General features: G+C 53.1%; 18 protein-coding genes and 1 pseudogene. 13 read left to right on the plus strand and 6 right to left on the minus strand.

Annotated elements, in window-relative coordinates:
* The first annotated feature begins 11 nt into the window (after window positions 1-11).
* The 5 genes from N902_RS0106300 to N902_RS16715 all read left to right on the plus strand — a co-directional run bounded on the left by N902_RS0106300 (window position 12) and on the right by N902_RS16715 (window position 5,067).
* Window positions 12-746 carry a succinate dehydrogenase/fumarate reductase iron-sulfur subunit gene (locus N902_RS0106300; protein ID WP_027370242.1) on the plus strand — a complete coding sequence of 245 codons (735 nt, stop codon included), beginning with the start codon at window positions 12-14 and terminating at the stop codon, window positions 744-746.
* A 3-nt stretch (window positions 747-749) separates the two neighbouring features.
* The gene (locus N902_RS0106305) at window positions 750-1,562 is read left to right on the plus strand and encodes an MmgE/PrpD family protein (protein ID WP_027370243.1); all 813 of its coding nucleotides are present in this window, start codon (window positions 750-752) and stop codon (window positions 1,560-1,562) included.
* A 12-nt stretch (window positions 1,563-1,574) separates the two neighbouring features.
* Entirely contained in the window at window positions 1,575-2,084 is a 510-nt protein-coding gene (locus N902_RS0106310) for an MmgE/PrpD family protein (protein ID WP_084287910.1), read from the plus strand.
* 45 nt (window positions 2,085-2,129) lie between these two features.
* The gene (locus N902_RS0106315; protein ID WP_027370245.1) at window positions 2,130-3,524 is read left to right on the plus strand and encodes an MmgE/PrpD family protein; all 1,395 of its coding nucleotides are present in this window, start codon (window positions 2,130-2,132) and stop codon (window positions 3,522-3,524) included.
* A 1,243-nt stretch (window positions 3,525-4,767) separates the two neighbouring features.
* Window positions 4,768-5,067 carry an NAD(P)-binding domain-containing protein gene (locus N902_RS16715; protein WP_051564383.1) on the plus strand — a complete coding sequence of 100 codons (300 nt, stop codon included), beginning with the start codon at window positions 4,768-4,770 and terminating at the stop codon, window positions 5,065-5,067.
* A gap of 10 nt (window positions 5,068-5,077) precedes the next feature.
* Here the strand turns inward: N902_RS16715 and N902_RS0106335 are convergent, their stop codons facing one another.
* Window positions 5,078-6,802 (minus strand): IS1634 family transposase, encoded by a 1,725-nt coding sequence (locus N902_RS0106335; protein ID WP_027370247.1) that lies wholly within the window; start codon window positions 6,800-6,802, stop codon window positions 5,078-5,080.
* A gap of 191 nt (window positions 6,803-6,993) precedes the next feature.
* Between N902_RS0106335 and N902_RS20495 the strand changes: the two are divergent.
* From N902_RS20495 to N902_RS16725, 8 genes and pseudogenes are all read left to right on the plus strand, one after another.
* A pseudogene (locus N902_RS20495) lies at window positions 6,994-7,206 on the plus strand (NAD(P)-binding domain-containing protein); the annotation flags it as partial.
* On the plus strand, window positions 7,180-7,632 hold the full coding sequence (locus N902_RS16720) for an NAD-binding protein (protein ID WP_341830621.1): 453 nt from the start codon (window positions 7,180-7,182) through the stop codon (window positions 7,630-7,632). The pseudogene N902_RS20495 and the gene N902_RS16720, both read left to right, overlap by 27 nt.
* Before the next feature lie 9 nt (window positions 7,633-7,641).
* Window positions 7,642-8,226, plus strand: a complete 585-nt coding sequence (locus N902_RS0106345) for an amino acid synthesis family protein (protein ID WP_027370248.1) — start codon at window positions 7,642-7,644, stop codon at window positions 8,224-8,226.
* 106 nt (window positions 8,227-8,332) lie between these two features.
* On the plus strand, window positions 8,333-9,325 hold the full coding sequence (locus N902_RS0106350; protein ID WP_027370249.1) for a DctP family TRAP transporter solute-binding subunit: 993 nt from the start codon (window positions 8,333-8,335) through the stop codon (window positions 9,323-9,325).
* 183 nt (window positions 9,326-9,508) lie between these two features.
* Entirely contained in the window at window positions 9,509-10,000 is a 492-nt protein-coding gene (locus N902_RS0106355; RefSeq protein WP_027370250.1) for a TRAP transporter small permease, read from the plus strand.
* Window positions 10,001-10,012: 12 nt separating this feature from the next.
* Window positions 10,013-11,299 carry a TRAP transporter large permease gene (locus tag N902_RS0106360; protein ID WP_034621999.1) on the plus strand — a complete coding sequence of 429 codons (1,287 nt, stop codon included), beginning with the start codon at window positions 10,013-10,015 and terminating at the stop codon, window positions 11,297-11,299.
* Between the two features lie 297 nt (window positions 11,300-11,596).
* A complete protein-coding gene (locus N902_RS0106365; RefSeq protein WP_244147383.1) occupies window positions 11,597-12,760 on the plus strand; it encodes an MFS transporter in 1,164 nt (387 codons plus the stop codon).
* Between the two features lie 44 nt (window positions 12,761-12,804).
* Window positions 12,805-14,250: an MmgE/PrpD family protein gene (locus N902_RS16725; protein ID WP_051564386.1), complete on the plus strand. Its 1,446-nt coding sequence runs from the start codon at window positions 12,805-12,807 to the stop codon at window positions 14,248-14,250.
* Between the two features lie 79 nt (window positions 14,251-14,329).
* On the opposite strand, the gene N902_RS0106375 is transcribed toward N902_RS16725, so the two are convergent.
* The 5 genes from N902_RS0106375 to gyrB form a co-directional block, all read right to left on the minus strand.
* Window positions 14,330-14,857 (minus strand): universal stress protein, encoded by a 528-nt coding sequence (locus tag N902_RS0106375; RefSeq protein ID WP_027370253.1) that lies wholly within the window; start codon window positions 14,855-14,857, stop codon window positions 14,330-14,332.
* A gap of 70 nt (window positions 14,858-14,927) precedes the next feature.
* Window positions 14,928-15,281 carry a DVU0772 family protein gene (locus N902_RS0106380; protein WP_027370254.1) on the minus strand — a complete coding sequence of 118 codons (354 nt, stop codon included), beginning with the start codon at window positions 15,279-15,281 and terminating at the stop codon, window positions 14,928-14,930.
* Between the two features lie 222 nt (window positions 15,282-15,503).
* Complete coding sequence (locus N902_RS0106385; RefSeq protein WP_027370255.1) at window positions 15,504-16,121, minus strand: M23 family metallopeptidase; 618 nt, start codon at window positions 16,119-16,121, stop codon at window positions 15,504-15,506.
* A gap of 132 nt (window positions 16,122-16,253) precedes the next feature.
* Window positions 16,254-18,680 (minus strand): DNA gyrase subunit A, encoded by a 2,427-nt coding sequence (gene gyrA, locus N902_RS0106390; RefSeq protein ID WP_027370256.1) that lies wholly within the window; start codon window positions 18,678-18,680, stop codon window positions 16,254-16,256.
* Window positions 18,681-19,217: 537 nt separating this feature from the next.
* Complete coding sequence (gene gyrB, locus N902_RS0106400) at window positions 19,218-21,635, minus strand: DNA topoisomerase (ATP-hydrolyzing) subunit B (protein WP_027370258.1); 2,418 nt, start codon at window positions 21,633-21,635, stop codon at window positions 19,218-19,220.
* Between the last annotated feature and the right edge of the window lies 1 nt (window position 21,636).

Genomic DNA, 21,636 nt, shown 5'->3' on the forward strand with positions numbered 1-21,636 from the left:
GGAGACGTGAAATGGGGCTTGTGGATATAACTTTGAATATACGCCGCTATGATCCGGATCACGACCGGACCTGGTGGCAAGAGTACGCTGTCACAGTCGGTGAGATAATGCGCTTTGTCGATGTGTTGCGGACGATAAACAGTGAGCTTGATCCCTCCTTGGCTTGGAGCTCCTCCTGTGAGCACGGGCAATGCGGGACCTGCTCGATTTTGGTCAACAAGTCTCCGGTACTGGCCTGCGAGCTCCTTGTCCAGCGGGCTATCGAAAGGTTCGAGACCACTCATTTTCAAGTCGAGCCTTTGTCAATTGCCCCAGTCCTTCGGGATTTAGTTATAGATATTGAGCAGGCCTATTCTCGAGTGCACGAGGCCAAGCCGTATCTTATTGATCCGGCACCATTGCGCGAAGATGAGTCCTACAGCACGCTCTTCCCCCGGAGCCTGGAGGCATTTCTTGATGCCACCCGGTGCATAAACTGTTTTTGCTGCGCCCAGGCCTGCCTTAGCAGCCATCACAGCTTTATCGGCCCCAATGCAGCAATGGCCAGTGTGGTGCGGCTCATGGATCCTCGGGAGACAGCACGTGAGGAACGGCTTAAGCTGCTATACAGCGATCGAGGCATTTACAGATGCCACACCTCTCGTGCCTGCTCCTTTGTCTGTCCCAAAGAGATTGATGTGGCCCACTTTCTGGCCCTGGCCAAGCAGGGAAGCTTTGACCAGGACAAAAATTCGAAGAAAGGATAGAACATGGCTGAGCTCACCAAAAACATCGGCAAGTTTATTGCTGGAACCCGGGCCGAGGATATCCCGGCTGAGCACATGGAAAAGGCAAAGACATGCATTTTGGACTGCCTGGGAAGTGCCTTGGGAGGCATAAATGATCCGGCCAGCAAGCATATCGTCAACTATGTCCGCAAGTACGGCGGGAAGAGCTCGTCTTCAATCTGGGGGGCGTCCTATGCCGCTGATCCGGCCAGCGCGGCTCTGGCCAACGGAGTCATCGCTCATGCCCTTGATTTTGACGATTATCATGAGGAAACGGTTATTCATGCCACCTCGGTCTGTCTGCCGGCACTTTTGGCTGTGGCCGAGCAGAGACGATTAAGCGGGAATGATTTGCTCGCCGCTTTGGTTGTGGCCATTGATGTTGCCGTTCGTCTAGGGAAGGCCTTTGGCAGCTACCACTATGAGCTGGGCTGGCATTCGTCATCCACTGCCGGAAGATTCGGTGCTGTGGCCGGGATATGCAATCTGCTCAAGCTCAGGGAGGAAGAAGTTATCAACGCCTTGGGCATATGCGGTACTCAAGCTGGAGGTGTGCGCCAAGTCTTCGGAACAATGTCCAAGCCGTTAAATGTCGGCAAGGCGGCTATGGATGGGGTGCTTTCTGTTTTTCTGGCTGAGGACGGATTTACCAGCTCAAGGCATATCATCGAGGGAGAGCTAGGCATGCTCACGGTGTTCACCGAGCACGCCCATGAGGATGAAATCCTTCGCGGTCTTGGATCCTTGTGGTATATTGATCAAATAAGCCTCAAGCCGTATCCAACCTGCGCCTGAACCCATTCAGCGATAGGTCTCCTGGAGGAGATCCATGCAGAAAGGACCCCAAATCTTGATCAGGTCACCAAGATCTATATCGAGACAGGTCCAGTTGCATTTAGCTCGGCAGGGATACAAAAGCCTGAGCTCGGAGTTGAGGGGAAGTTTAGCCTGTGGTTTTTGGCCGCCTTGGCCCTTGCTGAAGGCAAGGTGTCTCTGGATAAGTTTACGGATCAAAAGGTACAAGATCCTGGCCTGCAAAAGCTTTTGTCTAAGGTGGATGCGCATCTGGTTCGAGAGCGGAAGTTCGGGGCATTGGTGCAAGTGCATCTTGCAGACGGGCAAAAGATTGAGAAGAGCCGGGAGCATCCCAAGGGCAGCCCGGAGAACCCCTTGAGCTTTGAGGAAATCGAGGACAAGTTCAGCAGCACGGCAGCCCCGCATCTGAGCGAGAAGCGAGCCCAAGGGCTGATTGAACAGGTGCGTGGCCTGGACCAGATCATGGATGCATCGGCATTGGCCCGCAGCTTGAGCAGTTAACCAAGACTGTGCCCTTTGAAGGGCCACTTTCTGAAGGAGCCGCGTATGGGGACGACACGCACGCTTGCCCAACTGTGTACCGAAATCGATTTCAGCGGCTTGAGCCACGAGGTTGTCGATCGGGTAGCCTATCTCTGCGTAGACTTTTTTGGTGTTGCAATCAGGGGAGCGGCAACTGAGTCCGCTCGTTGTGTGCAGCGAGCCATGGCCGAGGTCTATGATTCGAGCCCAAAAGATATGCCGGTTGTGGGCACGGATATGCAGTTAAACCCATCGGCTGCTGCTCTGACCGTGGGCACGGCCGCTCACTCACTTGAACTGGATGATGTTGTCAATGAAGCCTCCCTTCATCCTGGGGTGGCGGTTTTCCCCGCGGCCTTGTGCGCAGCGTGGATGGCCAAAAAGGATGGACAGGATCTGACTGCGGCAGTCGTGGCCGGATATGAGGTCATGGTTCGCCTGGGGAAGGCTGTGGATCCCAAGGCCCACTACAGTCAAGGCTTTCACCCAACCGGGACCTGCGGCACTTTTGGAGCGGCTGTGGCCGCAGCCAAGGTTATGGGTTTGGATAGCGAGGGGATAACGAATGCCTTGGGGATTGCCGGAAGTCAAGCCGCCGGATCAATGGAGTTTCTGGCTGCCGGGGCCTATACCAAGAGGTTGCATGCCGGGTGGGCAGCCATGAGCGGGCTCAATGCTGCCCTGTTGGCCAAGCAGGGATTTACCGGACCGGACACTATTCTTGAGGGTCGGCATGGGTTTCTGCATGCCTATACTACCAGCCCGGTTCCGGAATATCTTCTGAAGGATTGGGGGATGAGGTTTGAAGTACTCAACACAAGCATCAAGCCCCACGCCTGTTGCCGATACAAGCAGTCGGCCATAGATGGCATATTATACTTGAAGCAAAAGCACAGCTTGGCACCTGAAGATATAGAGGAAATGCGGATCGGGATCCTGGAGGCTGGTTTTTCTCTGGTTGCAGATCCTTTGGAAACGAAACAAGACCCACACAGCATTGTCGATGCCCAGTTCAGCATGCCTTTTGGTGCGGCCGTAGCCATTGTCAAGGGCCGGGCCTCACTTTCTGAGTATACCGAAAAGAACTTGCAGGACACGCAGGTCAAGGAGCTGATGACCAAGGTGCACTGTGTGCGGGACAAGGCATTAGAAGCAGATTTTCCCAGGAAATGGCCGGCCTCAGTCGTTATCAGGACAAAGGACGGGCAGGAGCTAACGACGTGGGTCGACACTCCTAAAGGGGATCCGGACAATCCTCTGAGCTGGGACGAGCTTATTTCCAAGTTCAATGAGTTGAGTGCAGATTATTACGCAGAGGAGGACAAGGCCGGAAAGGTGTCTCGTCTGCAGGGGCTTAGCGATGAGCAGCCGGACATTGATCATCTGCTTAAGATTTTGAGCCATAGGAGCTCTCCATGAACGCAGGAGCAGCAGAGCAGGCAAGCTGGGTACGGGGTATGATACAGGAGGTTATTGCCACGTCCCCCTTGAATACACTGGGAAATGCGGCCATGGGACCAGCCTGGGACGAAGCCCTGGTCGGCTTCGCTTCTGGGGCCGATCCCATATGGGGCCAATACAAGGAGTACGTGGGGGCTTTTCACTGGACCCCATGGGAAGTGTTTAGCCAACACTATCCACACGAGCTAGCCGCTCCAGAGGAGCTGACTGTCATTTCCTGGATCTTGCCCCAGAGGCCTTCTGTACGCTCGGCGAATGCAAGGGCTCGAAAATATCCATCGCCTGAATGGGCCAGGAACAGGATATACGGAGAGCTGTTCAATGAAGCCCTCCGTCGGCATGTGGCTGATCGGCTTCAAAGATCTGGCTGTGCAGCTATCCCTCCAACACTGTCTCCAAGCTGGACCAGGGTTGTCTCTGAACGCTTTTCATATGCGTCATCGTGGTCTGAACGACATGCTGCCCACGCCTGCGGATTGGGCACTTTTGGGCTCAGCGACGGCCTGATCACCCCGAAGGGCAAGGCCGTACGAGTGGGGTCAGTGGTAGCCAAGACAGTTATATCCCCAACACCCAGACCATATTCAACCCACCAGGCCTATTGCTTGTTTTATGCGCAGGGCACCTGCGGCAAATGCATTGACCGCTGTCCGGCCCGGGCTATTACTGAGGCCGGCCATGACAAGGTGAAGTGCCGTCAGCATTTGCTTCAAAGCAAGGAGTATGTTCAGGAAAGGTACGGATTTGAAGGCTATGGCTGTGGATTATGCCAAACTGGTGTTCCCTGTGAATCGAACATTCCGGTCGGAATACAATCTGATCCCGGCGAGAAATGAGAGTTTGTAGCAAAAAATCGCGTGGTTTTTCTCTCTTGAAGAAAGACGAGATAGATGCGCCTTCAAAAAATATGTTTTTGCAGGCAGTGCTGAGTGTTAAATTGAAGGCTTTAAGTAAAATCAAAGAGTTGCAAATTTTAATCTGTGCGTTGCCCCCATGCCTTCGACTTTTTGCAGTTGAGTCGAGATAGAGGAAAAGGCATTGGACGGTATTATAGATGCGCCTGCAAAAAATATGTTTTTGCAGGCAGTGTTAAGTTTTAAGTTGGAAGTTTTAAGTGAAATCAAGTAGTTGTAAATTTTAATTTGTGCGTTTAACCCCAGTCTTCGACTTTTTGCAGTTGAGTCATTATAAGGAGTCAACCATGAAAATTGGATTTGTCGGGCTGGGCAAGATGGGTTTGCCTATGGCCAAGAGACTGCTCGCCGCAGGCTATGACCTTATAGTATATGATACCAATGCAGAGCCTATTGCAAAAATGCAAAAGCACAAGGCCGAGGTTGCAGATTCATTGGATAGCTTGGCTCAAAGTGCAACGCATATAATTTTAATGCTTCCCAATAGTCAAGTAGTGCAAAGCGTGATAAAAGATAGTTATGGACTCCTTTGTTCTCTAACTCGACTTTCACCCTTTAGGGGGTGTTTTAGCGCCAAAAGTCAATAATAATATATGGTTATTGGCTCAATTCCTGTAGGACCCCATTTTCTATTTTGTAGCCAAAAGCTCGCAATATCGCTGTCTGTTCCTCATTCGGTTCTTCGATCACGCGAGATGGCTTTCTTTTCCCATTTGGCCAGCAGAGACAGCTTGAGAGATTACGCATGGCCTGCATCGTGCTGTCGGCTGATAACGTCACCCCTGCTCGATTCAGCCAAAGGGTCATCAACCTCAGATAAGTCAATGCAATCATGCAAGAAAAGATATGGCAGCGGATCTTTGAGTCCGTCCAGTGCCAAATAGGTCGAAGATTTGCGAACTCTCCAGCTTTTGTCTGGCGAAAGGAGTGCTCGACCTGATACCGGTCAAGGCTGGCCCGAACAATATCGTCAGTGGACCAGTCATGGTGCGTAGTGATGATAATGTTTTTGCCAAACCTGGCGATATACTTGCTGATCCGGTAATGATTCTTCCGAAAATACATCTGAAGGCGCTGGTTCGAGACCTTGAAATCGATGTCGTAGAGGTCTTTTGGGAGATAAAGTGATTCGCAAAGGTCTTTGTAGCGCTGCTGAACTTGATGCTGCGTGGACCACTGCTTCTTCCCGGCCCTGACCTTGGACCTGATTTCAAAGAGGCCGTCCTGGAGGCGCCCCAATTTTCTCTCGAAGCTGTATCTCTGTTTGGCCGCTGTGCGAGGATTGTAGGTGACCACGACAGTGCGAGGTCGGCCCCAGTACTGGCCGCTTGTCCTCCAGGCCACCATCTGATCGTCTTCACATCCTTTTTCAACGAGCTCTCTGTTCTTTGGCGTGTCCACCGGGCTGAAAAAGCTGAGATCCTTGCGCGCCAAATCTTCCGCAAAGGCTGGGGAATAGGTGGTGATGAAATCAACGCCCTCTTGCTGGTCGATGGCCTCCATATTGGCCTCGGAGTTCATGCCTTTGTCTATGACCACGGTGAGGTCCCGTTTTTCCTGGTTCAGGGCATCAAGCGAGGTAAAGATCTCCTGCAAAAGCCTGTTGAAGAGCCTTGAGTCGTGGCAGTTGCCCTCGAACTCGCGGTAAAACAAAGGGATCTGGGCAGTTCGAGAGACCAGAAGAGCGAGCCCGATTTGTCTGAGCCAGTGCTTGCCATCCTTGTTTTTGCCGCGGACAGCGAGTTCAGACGGTGTTTTGCTATCCATGTAATGGAAGTAGTTGGTGGTATCAAATAAAAAACAGCCTGAATCAAGAGGTTCCACCTTGTTGACCTTGCTGAAGAAAATCCTGGAGATCTTTTCAATCGCTTGCTGATCGACTCGGTCCCATTTCTTCCAGTACCGCTGCGAGGTCAGGGCAGTAGTCTCAGCAGGCCGGATCTGATGAACAGCAAAGTTTTCATACCACTTGGCCAGGCCCAGCTTTGACCGAGGCTCGATCATCCGGTTGAAAGCGGCATAGAGAAAATATTCGCCCAATGTGGGACCTTTCTCTCTGGGGTCAGGTGGAATGACCGAGTCAATGATATCGACAACACCAATATGTTTTTCGATAAGATGGGCCAGGAAAAGCGACCCAAACTCCTGGACCTTGATCTTGCCCAGACCAGCTTGTTGCTGACCAAGGGCCATCTCCATGATTTTTTCAACGGTGCCTAAGTATATTTGGTTGACGACCTTGGGCTTGCCGTTGATTCGAGCGGTTTCTCGAATGTAATAGTAGGTTCTTCCTTTTTTGATCTTCTTGTACACATGGGCCATAGCCCAAATCTAACCGTAGGGTTCTACAAAGTCAAGAATAATTTTTCTATTTCGCCTCAATTGGCGGATTAAACCAATCTTTATGGCATCATGAAGTAGGGTTCTACGCTTATTTCGTATTCAAGACATTGAAATTAAAGGCAAAATCACCGGAAGTAACCCGCGACCGTTGAAAGTCAAGTCTAAAAGCCGGATCGGTGATTGTGGACATGTCCACCTCCAACCCGCTGTCTACAAGGACCTTGGCTCCAGAAGTTGAGCAGAGGGGTGCGGCTATGGTTGATGCTCCAGTAAGCGGAGGTGTGGCCAAGGCTGAGGAAGGTACTCTGACCATAATGGTCGGAGGAGAAGAGAGCACATATGCCCAGGTTCTCCCTATGCTGAAAACCATGGGTACGAATATCGTTCATGTAGGGCCATTGGGGAGTGGCCACAGCATCAAGGTGTTGAATAATTTGCTTTCGGCAACCCATTTTCTGGCTACCGTGGAAATCCTGTCAGCTGGAATGGCCTTGGACATTAAGCCGGACAAAATGTTGGAGGTGATCAACACAAGTACGGGGCGCAACTTGTCAAGCGAGTACAAGATGCCAAGCTTTGTCTTGAATAGAAAGTTTGATTCCAAGTTTTCCATGGACTTGATGTGTAAGGACGTGTCCATTGCTGTAGAGCTGGTACACGAACTGCGCTCTCCTGCCTTTCTGCCTGGTATTGTGTCCCAGATCTGGAATCTGGCCAATGCAAAAGGGGCCAGGGCCTATGATCACACGGAACTCGTGAAGTTGTATGAAGATTGGACCGGACAGCAAATGGTGAAAGACGATACGTAGGAGGGGCTGATGAAGGAAGAAATACGGAAAGTGGTGACAATTGTTGATGAGACATTCATAGAAGGCTGCAAGAAGGCTGCGAAGCCGGTACGCATTGCTGCGGCCATGGCGGTGATCAAGAATCCGTACGCCAGTCAGTACGTACAGGATCTGCAGCCGTTGATCGACACCTATTCCGCAAGGCTGGGCCGCATGCTGCCGGAACAGGCCATCAAGGCCTTGGGCATAAGCGGCAAGGAAGTAGAGGCCTTTGGGAAAGGTGCATTGGTTGGCTTACGTGGCGAAATTGAACATGGTTCAGCAATCATACACACGTTGACCTTTGGAACCCCATTTCGTCATCTGTGCGACAACGCCCAAACCCTTTTGCCTTCAGCGGAAAAAAGAGCTGGAGCTGGGGCAAGTCTGGATTTGGCCATCAAGCATAAGATGGACCCAAAAACTCGGTCCCATCATATGTCTTTTGAAGTGCGCATTCCTGATGCTCCAAACGATGATGAGATGGTTGTCGTGGCGGTGGTTACCGACTCCGGACGGGCGCATCCCAGAATAGGGAGTTTGCACAATGAAAAAAAGCCAAATACTTCTCCATAATTTGGAAACCTTATCTTGTATAAAGGGGGTGGTTCATATGTGTGCATAAAGATTTTTTGAAAAAATTATGAATGTATTTATGTACCAAACAAAGGAGGGTATTTCCATGTCCTTGTACAGAGTGCTTATTTTATCAGCTCTCAGCTTTTTCCTCTCTCTTGGCCAGGCCTTGGCAGAGGATTATTCGGTGAATGTCATTCGTTTTTCTCATGTTGTATCTGAAAACACGCCCAAACATCAGGGCGCATTGAAGCTCAAGGAATATATTGAAGAAAAGTCCAATGGAGAAATTAAGGTCCAAGTGTATCCCAACTCTTCTTTGTATGGTGACAAGGATGAAGTGGAAAATTTGATTGCCAATAATGTGCAGTTTATTTGCCCTGATATGTCCAAGCTGACCCGTTATGATCCCCGGTACGATGTGCCGTCCATGCCTTTTTTGTTCAGCAGCGATCAGGCTGTGCTGGACTTCTGGGATAAAGGCAAAGGCCAGGATCTGCTCAAGGGATTGGAAAGTGAAGGTATCATTGGGCTTAAGTGCTGGCCCAACGGTTTTAAGAACATCACCAACAACGAACGGCCGATCAAAAAGCCTGAAGACTTGGAGGGCCTGAAAATCAGGACGCAGAGCGGAGAGGTGCTGTCAGCCATCTATAAGACGCTTGATGCTTCGCCGTCCTCTATCGCCTTCGGCGAGCTGTTCACTGCCCTCCAACAGGGGGTTGTGGACGGTCAGTCCAATACGTTCAGCAATATCTATACCAAGAAGCTGGACGAAGTGCAGAAGTACATGTCGGTTACCAAGCACAATCGGGTCGACTATCTGTTGCTGACCAACAAACGGTTCATGGACAGTCTGAACAAGAAAACCAAGAAGTTGGTCATGGATGCGGTGGAAGTGGCCACAAAGAAAGAACGGGAGCTGTCCATTTCGCTCAACGCAGAGGCCTATGAGAAGCTTAAGGAGCGGGAGCAAATGGAGATCTATGAGTTGACCGAAGAAGACCGCGAGGACTTCAGGGAGGCTCTGGCTCCTGTTTATGAAAAGTATGGATCGGCTATTGGCCAGGACGTCATTAAAGACGCTATGAGCTGGTAGGGGCCGTTCATGGGGCTATCCGTTCCGCCGGTTCCCGGCGGAACGGATAGCCCTGCCCCGAGCATGTATCGCTGAGTTCAATAGGAAAAGGGACAGTATTTTTTCCGCGCAGCCTGAAAGAAAGAAATCGTAGCCGTAGGAGGAACGGGATCTTATACAACAGCAGGCATAACGAGGGTGATTATGGAACAGCAGACATTACTAGATAATATAATAACGTCAAAGCTGACAAAGGTTGAGGAGACAGTGATGGTTCCTCTCTTTGCAGTTGCGGTGTTGGTCGGCTTTGTCAATGTTGTGCTGAGGTATGTATTCCACGCCTCTATTTATGGCGCCGAAGAAATATTTACGTATTGTTTTGTATGGGCAGTATTTATAGGGTTTAGCACTGCTCTCAAAGAAGAAAGACACGTTGAAGTAACTATCGTGTACAATTATCTTCCTAAGTGGATTCAAAGCATTTGTGATTTTATTAGCAGCCTCATTGGGTTATTATTTTGTATATTTTTTACCTATTACGGGTATCATATGGTTATAGATCAGCATAGGTTTGGCGGAGTGACCATGGATGCTCGCATACCGATGTGGATAACTGCATTAATATTGCCTATCGGAGGGTCCCTTTTAGGGATCAGCTTTATTTATCGTCTCTATAAGTGTAATATAAAAAAATAAGAGGCGTGCGTAATGGAATTATTTTATGATCATCCTACTATTGTATTGGCTTGTACCTTTGTTTTTTGCTTGATCATCAGGGTTCCAATTGCCATCAGCCTTGGCGTTGCCAGTATTGCCGCCTTGCATTTCTCCTACTACAGCTTGAGCACAGTGCCCCATGATATGTTTTCGTCCCTGGACAATGTTGTGCTGATGGCCATTCCAGGTTTTGTCTACGCAGGGACAATTATGGGCAGGGGGGGCATATCCTATTACCTGATCGAAGCAATGAAGGCCTGGGTGGGGCATACCCATGGCGGTCTTTCCGTTGTCACCATATTGTCATGCATGATATTTGCCGCTATATCCGGATCCAGTCCGGCTACAGCAGCGGCGATAGGTGCTATTATGATTCCGGGAATGGTCGATGCCGGATACGGCAAGAACTACGCCATGGGCCTGGTGGCTGCCTCCGGGACCTTGGGCATCTTGATCCCCCCTTCCATCCCCCTTATCCTGTACGGAGCAATTTCCGAAGAATCCGTAGCCAAGCTGTTCATGGCCTCCATGATACCTGGAATCATGATGGGGGGCATACTTATCATTTCAGCCATCATCTATGCCAAGAGAAAGGGACACGGTGGGCTTGAGAAACAAGGCTGGACTGAGCGGAAACAGAAAACAATAAAGGCTGTATGGGGATTTCTGCTCCCGGTGATCATTCTGGGCGGTATTTATAGCGGCGTGGTCACCCCGACCGAAGCCTCCTTGGTGGCCGTTGTCTACGCACTCTTGGTATCCTTTTTCATTTATCGTGAAATGGACTTCAAGCTATTTATTGAAGTAACCCGGCAAGCAGTCAACATATCGGCAATGATTTTCCTTATCATTGCCGGAGCTCTGATCTTTGCCAAATTTCTTACAATCCAGCAGATACCGCAGAATTTCTCGAACTGGATAGCCGAGGTCAGTCCCAATAAATGGGTATTTTTGGTTGGGGCCAATCTCATGTTCATTATGATGGGCATGTTTATGGAAGCCGTGGCTATTTTGCTCATTACCTTGCCGATTCTTTTACCGGCATTTCAAGTTTTTGGGGTGGATGTCATCCATTTTGCGGTCATTATGACTGTGAACATGGAGCTAGCCATGATTACTCCCCCAGTCGGCCTCAATCTTTTTGTGGTCAGCGGGGTAGGCAATGAAGATGTGACGAAAGTATTCAAGGGGGTTGCTCCCTTCTTCCTCTTGTTAGTCCTAGGATTGGCTATTATCATGGCCTTTCCACAGCTGTCACTATGGATCCTGGGAAGATAGCCTGCCTCTGCCTTCTGGGGGGGCTGGTGATCCCGAATGTAAAGTTTGGAGAGCATAAAACTTCAACGAAGCTTCGCTCTTTTACCATTATTCCCGGGCAGCCTGTTCTTGTGAAGGCGGGGAAAGTGTAAAGGTCATCCCGAACCCCGGATCCAAGTCCGAGGCAGGCTACGCGGGACCAGAATCCAGGCAATTCGACACAGAAGGGAGCGCCCAAAGACAACAGGGCTTTCTACTAGAAGGAGATTGAAGATACAGCCCCAACACCTGTCACGACGCGGACTGATTATTATACTTGTGCTCGTTGCCTGTGTACAGGCTTTGGCAACTCTTACTGCGTTGTCCTTGGCTACATTAGCTCCCGTTGTTTCCAAAAGCCTTGGTCTGGAGACACGTTTTGTTGGGTACCAGGTAAGTCTTATTTATGTGAGTGGAGCGGCTATATCATTGGTATCTGGAGCCTTGGTCCGAAGATGGGGAGCAGTGGGGGTCAGTCAATGTGCTTTGCTTCTGTGCATTGTCGGGCTCTTGGGAATAGCCATTGGAAATGTATTCATTTTGGTGCTTGGTTCTCTGCTCATTGGAGCCGGTTACGGGATGACCAACCCTGCGGCATCTCATCTGCTCTTCCGCTTGACCTCTCCTGGGCACAGAAATCTGCTTTTTTCCCTTAAACAAACCTCGGTTCCTTTGGGTGGCATCGTGGCCGGACTTATGCTTCCGCCTCTTACTAAAATAGGCGGTTGGAAGTTTGCTCTTTTGGTTTGTGCGTGTCTCTCTGGCCTTATGGTTGCCCTGCTCAATATCCATCGAAAACAGCTTGATGCTGACAAAAACCCCAACCAGCCGTTACGAAAAAATATACAATACGATCTCGCAATGCTTTGCCAGCATAAGGGATTGTTGCGGCTTTCGATTATGGCCTTTTGTTTTTCCGCAACACAGCTTTCCCTGATGTCTTTTGCTGTGTCCATGTTGGTTGAGGACCTGTCCAGAACGCTTGTTTTGGCTGGAACCATTGTGTCTTTAATGCAGGGCTTTGGGGCGGTTGGTCGGATTGCCTGGGGGGTTTTCGCCGACAAGGTCTCCAGCGGGTTGCCTGTCTTGATCCTTATTGGTTGCCTGTCCATTGCTGCCTGTCTGGTCATGACCCAGCTGAATACGCAGTGGCCTTTGTGGGCTGTGATCATCGTCATGTGCGTTTTTGGCTTTTCAGCAATCGGATGGAATGGTGTTTTCTTGGCTGAAGTGGCCCGCATGAGTCAGCCTGAACAAGTCAGTACTATGACTGGTATGGCCTTATTCTTTACTTTTTCCGGAGTCGTGATTGGTCCCAGTCTCTTTTCCTTGATATGCAAGTTTGTCGGGTCTTACCTCTTGACCTTTGGCGTCTTATCCATTTTTCCAGCTGTGGGCACTATTTTATTATTTGGCATGAGGAAAGAATATGAAAAAATCTGAGGCCATATGCTTTACAAGCTCGGACCTTCTTTGGAGCAGGGTGTATGATCCGCAATCCACATGCAAAGATTCCCGAAAAAATGCAGGTAACACAAGCTGCGGCCGAGTTTGTTGCATCTGTGCATTTTGATGATATTCCGGACCAAGCTGTCCGAAACGCGATACGTTGCATTATGGACGGTATGGGGCTCTTTGTTGCAGGATCAGAAGAAGCCTGTACGAAGATATTGATCGACGAGGCCCTTGGTCAAGGTGGGAGTCCTGAAGCGCTCCTGCTGGGATGTGCTGATGTAATGGTCCCTGCACCGGTTGCTGCCCGGGTCTTGGGAACGGCTGCCCATGCCCACGACTGGGATGACACCCAGGTGAGCAGAGATCCAGAGCATGTCTATGGACTGCTGACCCATCCGACCACACCTGTTCTGGCCAGCGCATTGGCAGGAAGCCAAATGCTGGGCAGAACAACGGGCCGTGAACTCCTGCTCGCTTTTCTTGCTGGATTTGAGGTGGAATGCAAGGTTTCGGAGTGGATGCTACCAGAACATTATACACGGGGGTTTCATTCCACAGGGACGGTCGGAACTCTGGGAGCCATGGCTGCAGGGGCCAAATTGATGGGGCTCACCAGCGGCCAGACAGCTCATGGCTTGGGCCTTGCCGCAAGTATGGCCGCAGGCATCCGGGCCAACTTCGGCACCATGACCAAGCCGTTGCATGCCGGAAGGGCTGCAGAAAACGGATTGACTGCGGCCATACTTGCTTCCAAAGGCTTTACAGCAGACCAAGAGGCCTTGGATGGACCGTGGGGGTTTTTCGCTGTTCACGGGGGCGGTGTTCAGAAGGAAAAGATGGCCCAAGGATTTGGCCGGACATGGTCCATCATCGATCCGGGAGTCAGCATAAAACCATATCCCTGCGGTGTGCTCACTCATCCCTCCATGGATCTGATGCGAAACATGGTCGTGGAAAATGATATTCGGCCGGAGGAGATCGAGAGCATTACCTTGCATGCTGGAAGCAATATATTAAATCCAATACGTTACCCAATAGCTGGCAATCACCTTCAGGCCAAGTTTTCCCTCCCTGCCGGACTGGCCATGATGGTTCTGTGCCGCAAGGCGGGAAAGGATGAGTTCTGCGACTCGTTTGTTCAGTCTCGGGCGATGCAGGCCATGCAGCGCAGGATCAGGACAGAACATGACCCGGAGATTGAGAGCTGTGGCTTCGAACGGATGCGGTCCAGAATCACTCTTCACTTGACGGGTGGACGGGAAATCAGCGGCCGGACAGATACGCCGTACCGGGGGGGGCCGGACAATCCCTTGACCGATGCCGAGCTTGAAGACAAGGTCCGCTCCTGTTGTCGGGGCATTCTGGATGATGTCCAGCAAGATCAGCTGATTAAGCGGGTTTGGAACTTACCGAGCCTGGAGGGCGTCAGAATCCTGACCCGGGATATACAGCCTGGGCTGCACAGGACACACGACTAGCCGCAGCTTGCGGTTCTCAGGCACAGAGGCAGGAAGTTTATGCTCAAAAAGCACCTGCAGGCCTGTCCCGGAGCAGGGCCTAGCCGTTTTCCGCGGGAGGAACAACGAGAACAGGCACCTTGGATTGCCTGAGGACCTCCTTGATCGTGTGCCCGATTCGGGCGCTGTGGCCGAACCGGCTCGCCTTGCCGGCCATGATGATCACGTCGCAGGCATTTTCCCGGGCCTGATTGAGTATCTCAGAAACCACTTCTCCCTCCCGGATCAGAACCTGGGGAGGGGTGTGGTTGTACTCAATACCGCACTCACGTCCCAGCTCCAAGCAGAACTCGTTCAATGTGTCCTGGATCAGCTTGTTGGTGGGCTTTTTCCCGATGAGTGCAGAACGGGCGGCATCTGCATGGCTCTGCTGAATCTCATTCCATTTTTCTTCTCCCAAGACCCCTTTCAAAAAGTTGTCCGTGTATTCAGCAGGCTTATCCATGACATGCAGGATATGAATCTTCGCACGGTACCTCGTGGCTATGGACAGAGCGAGGTTGTAGGCCTGAGCGCAGTCCTCGGATAAGTTGGTGGCGAAAAGAATGGAGGTAAATTCTTGAATCATGGAATGGACTTTCCTTTGCTTGCTGCGTGCATCCCGGTTTCTCCGCCCGGGGGGGATTCAGATCCGGCGATCACTGGGGTTCGTGCCGCATTTCCTGTTCCAGCCAAGTGCGGAGCTCTGACGTGATCGGATGTACGCCCCGGATCCGGCCGACTTCCCTGTGCACGGCATCCTGCAGGGGGTGGGGGACCGTAAGGCTGACAAGTTCTTCCACCTGTTCCGAATCCCGGCGGAGCAGAATTATGCGCGGCTGTTCATCCCAGGTATTCAAGACGAAATAATACGATTCGTCAAGCTTGGATCGAACAGGGGCCCTCTCCCCTTTGCGCCAGTTGTTGCCCCACTCCAGATACATGGTGACCGCCTCTTCCGGTGTCATTTCCCAATCGATGGGCAGGAATCGATATGTGCTCAGCTGGCCCATGAAAGCCTCCTTGGTGGTGATTGAATAAGTTTCGATGTGTTCAGGGCAATGCCGGGAAGGTCTGCACCGACCGGCTCGAACCTTGGCCTCTTTATAATCATAATAATGATTATTGATAATAAGGTCAAGACGCTGCACAGTGCTTGTCACGGGAATGCACAGTAAGCATCATAAGCCAATCCTTAGGGAACAGGGGACAGTGAGCAAGGCTGGGGCCGGATATCAGCCCGGGAGGAGGTGGTCCACAAAGGCGAACCAGTGAGCTGGATTATCCCAGATCACTGGGGTGATGGGCAAAAGGGGCAGAGGGTCAAAGAAAGAGACGCGTTTTCGTCTGGCCAGCTCCGGCCAGGACAGGTCATAATCTCCGGGGGTCTGGAAAAGGCCCAGGGAAAAGTGCAGGTGGCAGAGCATGCCTGGCGGACGGGTAAACCGCATGGTCCAGCCCAGGACAGACCCGGTCTTGACCGGCATGCCGGGTTCCAGCTCCGGATGAGGCCGGATATGGGCCAGAAGTGAGAACCATTCACGGTCCCGGCTGGAGTCCAGGCCGTGGCTGAGCAGGACGGTGCGGCCCAGAAAGTCGGGGAACACCGCCGCAATCCGCCCCCCGGCCGGTGCAAGGACTGGAATATCCGCGGGCAAGGGCTGCGGGACCCGGTCCGGCCTGTGAATCAGGCAGAGATCCAGGCCCTCGTGACTGGAGGCCCGAGTACCGTGGGGAGACCACCATTTGCGGTCAGTGTCGAAGAGCATGCCGGGATGGAAGACAAAAGCAGAATCCGATCCGGAAAGATCGCCCCCCAGGGGGACGCTCAGTGATGCGGGGAAAGCGGACATATGTCCTCGAAGTCTGCCACTTTGGTGATGATGTGTGTATCTGAATACAGGGGTATGCTCTCTGCAACGCGGGCACGTGCAGTCCAATGCCCCGTTTCCGCACGTTCCCGCGTTTGCGCCCCGCTCCGCGGCCTACTCTTCCCCGTTTTCAGTCGGGATGCGGTCAAAACAAATGACCGATCCGCCGTTGTCCATGCTTACCAGCTTTACCCCCTGCGCGGCCCGTCCGCATATGCGCACGTCGCTGACCGCAAAGCGGATCATCTTGTTCTCGCTGGTCAGGATCAGGACCTGATCCTGGTCAGTGATTATCATGCCGCCCAGGACGGTTCCTGTCTTCTGGTTCGGCTTGAGGTTGATGATCCCCTTGCCCCCTCTGGCCTGAACCCGGTAGTGATCAAGGGGAGTGCGCTTGCCGTAGCCGTGTTCGGTGACTGTGAGCACCTCGCTGGTTGTGTCCTTGCCGATGACCAGTCCGGAGACCACTTCATCCCGATCCCGCAGGGAGATGCCCTTGACCCCTGAGGCCTGTCTGCCGGTCGGCCGGATGTCATGACAGGGAAAGCGGATGGCGAAGCCAAGCCCGGTCAGGAGCATCAGCTCGTCGTCTTGGGTCACCTCCCGAACAGCCATGAGCTCGTCGTCCTTGCGCAGGCTGAGGGCTATGAGCCCGCTGGCCCGAAGATTCTTGTACAGAACAACCTCGGAGCGCTTGACCATCCCCCGCTTGGTGATAAAGACAAAGAAGTTGTTCAGGTTCAGGTCCCGTTGACTCAGGGCTGTGGCCACGTACTCGTTCTTGTGCATGTCGATGAGGTTGGAGATGTGGGCCCCCTTGGCCCGGCGGCTGCCTTCGGGGATCTGAAAGACCTTGAGCTTGAAGACCCGGCCCTGATTGGTGAACAAGAGCAGGTGCTGGTGGTTCGTGCTGGTCAGCAGGGCCTGGATGTAGTCAGAATCTCCAAGGCTGGAGCCGGACATGCCCTTGCCGCCCCGCTTCTGCTGGTTGTAGCTGGAAATCGGAGTCCGCTTGATATAGCCCTTGCGGGAGAGGGTGATAACCACTTCCTCGTCGGCAATCAGGTCCTGGATGTCGATCTCGCTGGGATCGTCGGCCAGGATCTGGGTCAATCGGGGCGAGGGATAGGTCTTCTTGATCTCCTTCAGCTCGTCCCGAATCACTCCGCGGAGGACCTCGGAGCTGTTGATCACGCTCTGCAGGAACTCAATCTGCTTCAAAAGATCCTGGTATTCTTCCTGGATCTTGGATTGCTCCATGTTGGTCAGGCGCTGTAGGCGCATGTCCAGGATGGCTTGGCTCTGAACGTCCGAGAGCTCAAACCGGCTGATCAGCTTGCCTTTGGCTTCGGCCGGGTTGGCGGAACCGCGGATGACGGCCACGACCTCGTCGATGTTGTCCAGGGCGATGCGCAGGCCCTCCAGGATATGAGCCCTGTGCTGGGCCTTTTTCAGCTCAAACCTGGAGCGGCGGAGGACGACCTCCTGGCGGTGTTCAATGAACTGTTCCAGGTATTCCTTGAGATTGAGGAGCTTGGGACGGTTCTTGACCACGGCCAGGAGGTTGATGCCGATGGAGGTCTCCAGGGACGTGTACTTGTACAGGGAGTTGATGATCAGGTCTGAAATCGCCCCTTTTTTCAGGTCGATCACGATGCGGATCCCGGTCCTGTCCGACTCGTCCCGCAAGTCGCTGACGCCCTCGATCTTCCGGTCGTTGATCAGGGCGGCGATCTTTTGGATCAGGTTGGCCTTGTTCAGGGCGTAGGGGATCTCGGTGACCACGATGGACTCCAGGCCCCGTGCGCGCTCTTCGGTCTGCAGCCTGGCCCTGAGCTTCACGCTGCCCCGGCCTGTAGTGTAGGCGTCCTTTAACCCCTTGAGCCCGAACATCATGGCTCCGGTCGGAAAATCCGGTCCTTTTATCCAGGTCATCAGGTCCGGGACCGTCAGCTCGGGGTTGTCCAAAAGGGCCAGGGTCGCGTCCACCACTTCCCCCAAGTTGTGGGGCGGGATGTTGGTGGCCATGCCCACGGCGATACCGGCGGCCCCATTGACCAGCAGGTTGGGGACCCGGGTGGGCAGGACTTCCGGCTCATAGATGGTGTTGTCGTAATTGATCCGGAAGTTCACGGTGTCTTTGTCGATATCGGCCAAAAATTCCCCGGCCAGTTTGGACATCCGGGATTCCGTATACCGCATTGCCGCCGGTGCGTCGCCGTCGATGGACCCGAAGTTGCCCTGGCCGTCAACCAGGGGCTGACGCATGTTGAAATCCTGAGCCATGCGGACCAGGGCGTCGTAGACCGCGGCATCGCCGTGGGGATGATATTTACCGATGACATCACCCACGATACGGGCCGACTTCTTGTATGGGCGATTGAAGGTGTTGCCCAGATCGTGCATGGCGTACAGGATCCGGCGGTGCACAGGCTTGAGACCATCACGGACATCGGGGATGGCCCGGCCGATGATCACGCTCAAGGAATATTCCAGATACGATTTTTTGATTTCGTCTTCGATGCTGACTGTTGGCTGCACGGTTGACCTCGGGTTATCAGGAATTACGTATCAGTTTTTTGTTGGGAGATATGACAACATGGGTTTTTCGGCGTAGCCTGTGGATTTTTGGAGTTTGCCATCTCTTCTGTGTGCCCACTTTCGGCCCGGTATTTTCTAACTCCCGCCAAAGGGGGATCCCTGCCCCCTCCAGGCACTCACATGATGGACATTGCTTTCAGATGGACTGAGCATACCATGCATGTGAGTGCCTGGTTTCCCCCTTTTGGCGGGACCAAGAAAATGTGCGGGCCTGCCGCTCACGGCACACAGAAGAGACGGCAAACTCTTATGCAGGCAATTCCACTTTTTGTGTCGAGGAGCCACAATATGTTTGAGAGATTCTTCACTCGAAGACTCGTTCAGAATGACAAATCACTTCTCTAGCCTTCTCATGTCGGTTCCTGTAAAAATTCAGGATAAGCTCGGAGCGAGTCAGCGAGCGCAGGTCATCCTGAGTGCGTCTGGAAGCGAAGGATCTCTTTGCTGCACACATTGGGGTTGTATCTTGCATGATGATCAAATGTCCAAATCTTCCACCGCCAGGGCGTTTTTCTCGATGAATTCCCGCCTGGGTTCAACGTTTTCGCCCATAAGCTTGCGGAACAGGGAGTCGGCCTCTTCGGCCTCTTCCACCCGGACTTGAAGCAGATTCCGGTTTTCGGAGTTCATCGTCGTCTCCCACAGCTGCTCCGGATTCATCTCCCCCAGCCCTTTGTACCGCTGGATATTCAATCCCTTGTCCGCCAAGGAGATGATGGTGCTTAAAAGCTCAAATGGGGACCGGGCCGGATGGGACTCCTTTTTGGCGTCCACAATGGTGAAGGAATGATCCGGGCTGACAGCCTGGAGGGAGTTCCAGAGCTCATAGGTCTGGCGGTACAGCCTGGAGTTGAAGAACTCCACCCCCAGCTTGACCGAATGCAGGTTGCGATCGGTGAAATGGAGAAAGACCCGGCTGAACTCCTCCAGTTCCTCCTGGGCCACCTCCAGCTCCTGGCCGTGCTGGGACATATGGTTGCGGAACGCTGCTTGCTCCGGTCCTTCAGAGTGGGCCTGGAACATATCCGGAGAAAGCTGTTCCGGGGTGCTCAGGATGGCGGCAAACAGGTCGTTCTGCAGCCCGATGTTCACTGCTTCCCGAAACCGGTTCTCCAGATCCATGATCTGATGCAGCAGCTGGACCAGCTTCTGACTCCGAAAGGACTGCCCACTCTCTGTATCCACGGACCCGGCTCCGGGATAAACAGTGACCTCCTCGCTGATCCGGTCCAAGAGGTAGGCCTTCAGTTCCTGGTCCGAGGCAATGAACTTCTCGAATTTATTTTTGTGCACCCGGTACAACGGGGGCTGGGCAATGTACAGGTATCCATCTTCAATAAGCTGAAAATACTGGCGGTAGAAAAAGGTCAGCAGCAAGGTGCGGATATGGGCTCCGTCCACATCCGCGTCGGTCATGATGATGATTTTGTGATAGCGGAGCTTTTTCAGGTCCAGCTCATCTTGGCCGATCCCGGCGCCCATGGCGGTTATCAGATGTTGAATTTCCTTGTTTTCCAACATCTTGTCAAAACGGGTCTTTTCCACGTTCAGGATTTTGCCCCGCAGGGGGAGAATGGCCTGGCACTTGGGATCCCGGCCCTGCTTGGCCGAGCCGCCGGCGGAATCCCCCTCCACGATGAAGAGCTCGCTTTGAGCAGGATCCTTGGTTTGGCAATCAGCCAGCTTGCCCGGCAGGGCGGAGTCGGACAGGGCGCTCTTGCGCCGGACCAGGTCCTTGGCCTTCCTGGCCGCTTCCCTGGCCCTGGCCGCGTCCACCACCTTCTCCACCATCACCTTGGCGTCCTTGGGATTCTCCTGCAGATAAGTGCCCAGGATCTCCCCACAGATGGCGGACATATACCCGGCTACCTCGCTGTTGCCCAGCTTGGTCTTGGTCTGGCCTTCAAACTGGGGGTCCGGGAGCTTGACGCTGATGACAGTGGTCAGGCCCTCCAGGATGTCGTCCCCTGTTATCCGCTGCTGCAGCTTCTTGGGAAGATCAGAGCTTTGGATATATCCGTTGATGGTCCTGGTCATGGCGGTCTTGAATCCGGACAAATGGCTGCCGCCCTCCCGGGTCCGGATATTGTTGGCAAAGGAGATCACGTTGTTCTTGTATCCGCTGTGATACTGGAGGGCGAACTCGATGATCACGTCGTGCATCTCCCCACGGCCGAAGACTATGTCGTGGAGCGGGGTCTCCGACTCGTTCAGGTGCCGGACAAAGGATTTGATGCCCCCTTCGAACTGAAACTCGTCTTCCTGCCCGGTCCGTTCATCGAACAGATGGATCTGCAGGCCGCTGTTCAGGTAGGCCAGCTCCTCGAAGCGTTTGCCCAGGACCTGGTAATTCAGGACCAGGTCCTCGAAGATGGTCTCGTCCGGGCGGAAGTGGATGCTGGTTCCGGTCCGTTCCGTGGGGCCCTTGTCCTGCAGGGCGCTTACCAGGTGTCCCTGGGCGTACTTCTGGTAGTACATGCGGCCGTCCCGACGGATGGTCACCTCCAGGGACTCGGAAAGGGCGTTGACCACGGATATGCCCACCCCGTGCAGTCCGCCGGAGACCTTGTAGCTCTGATTGTCAAACTTGCCCCCGGCATGGAGCACGGTCATGACCACTTCAACCGCGGGCCGGTTTTCCTTGGGATGGGTGTCCACTGGTATGCCCCGGCCGTTGTCCGTGACCGTGACGCTATTGTCCAGGTGAATGGTCACGTTGATCCGGCTGCAGTAGCCGGCCATGGCTTCGTCGATGCTGTTGTCCACCACCTCGTAGATCAGGTGGTGGACGCCATTGGTGTCCGTGCTTCCGATATACATGGCCGGGCGCTTGCGAACAGCGCTCAGGCCTTCCAGGATGGTGATGCTTTCGGCGTTGTAGCTGGTGGCTTCCATA

This window comes from Desulfovermiculus halophilus DSM 18834, assembly GCF_000620765.1.
Lineage (GTDB): Bacteria > Desulfobacterota > Desulfovibrionia > Desulfovibrionales > Desulfothermaceae > Desulfovermiculus > Desulfovermiculus halophilus.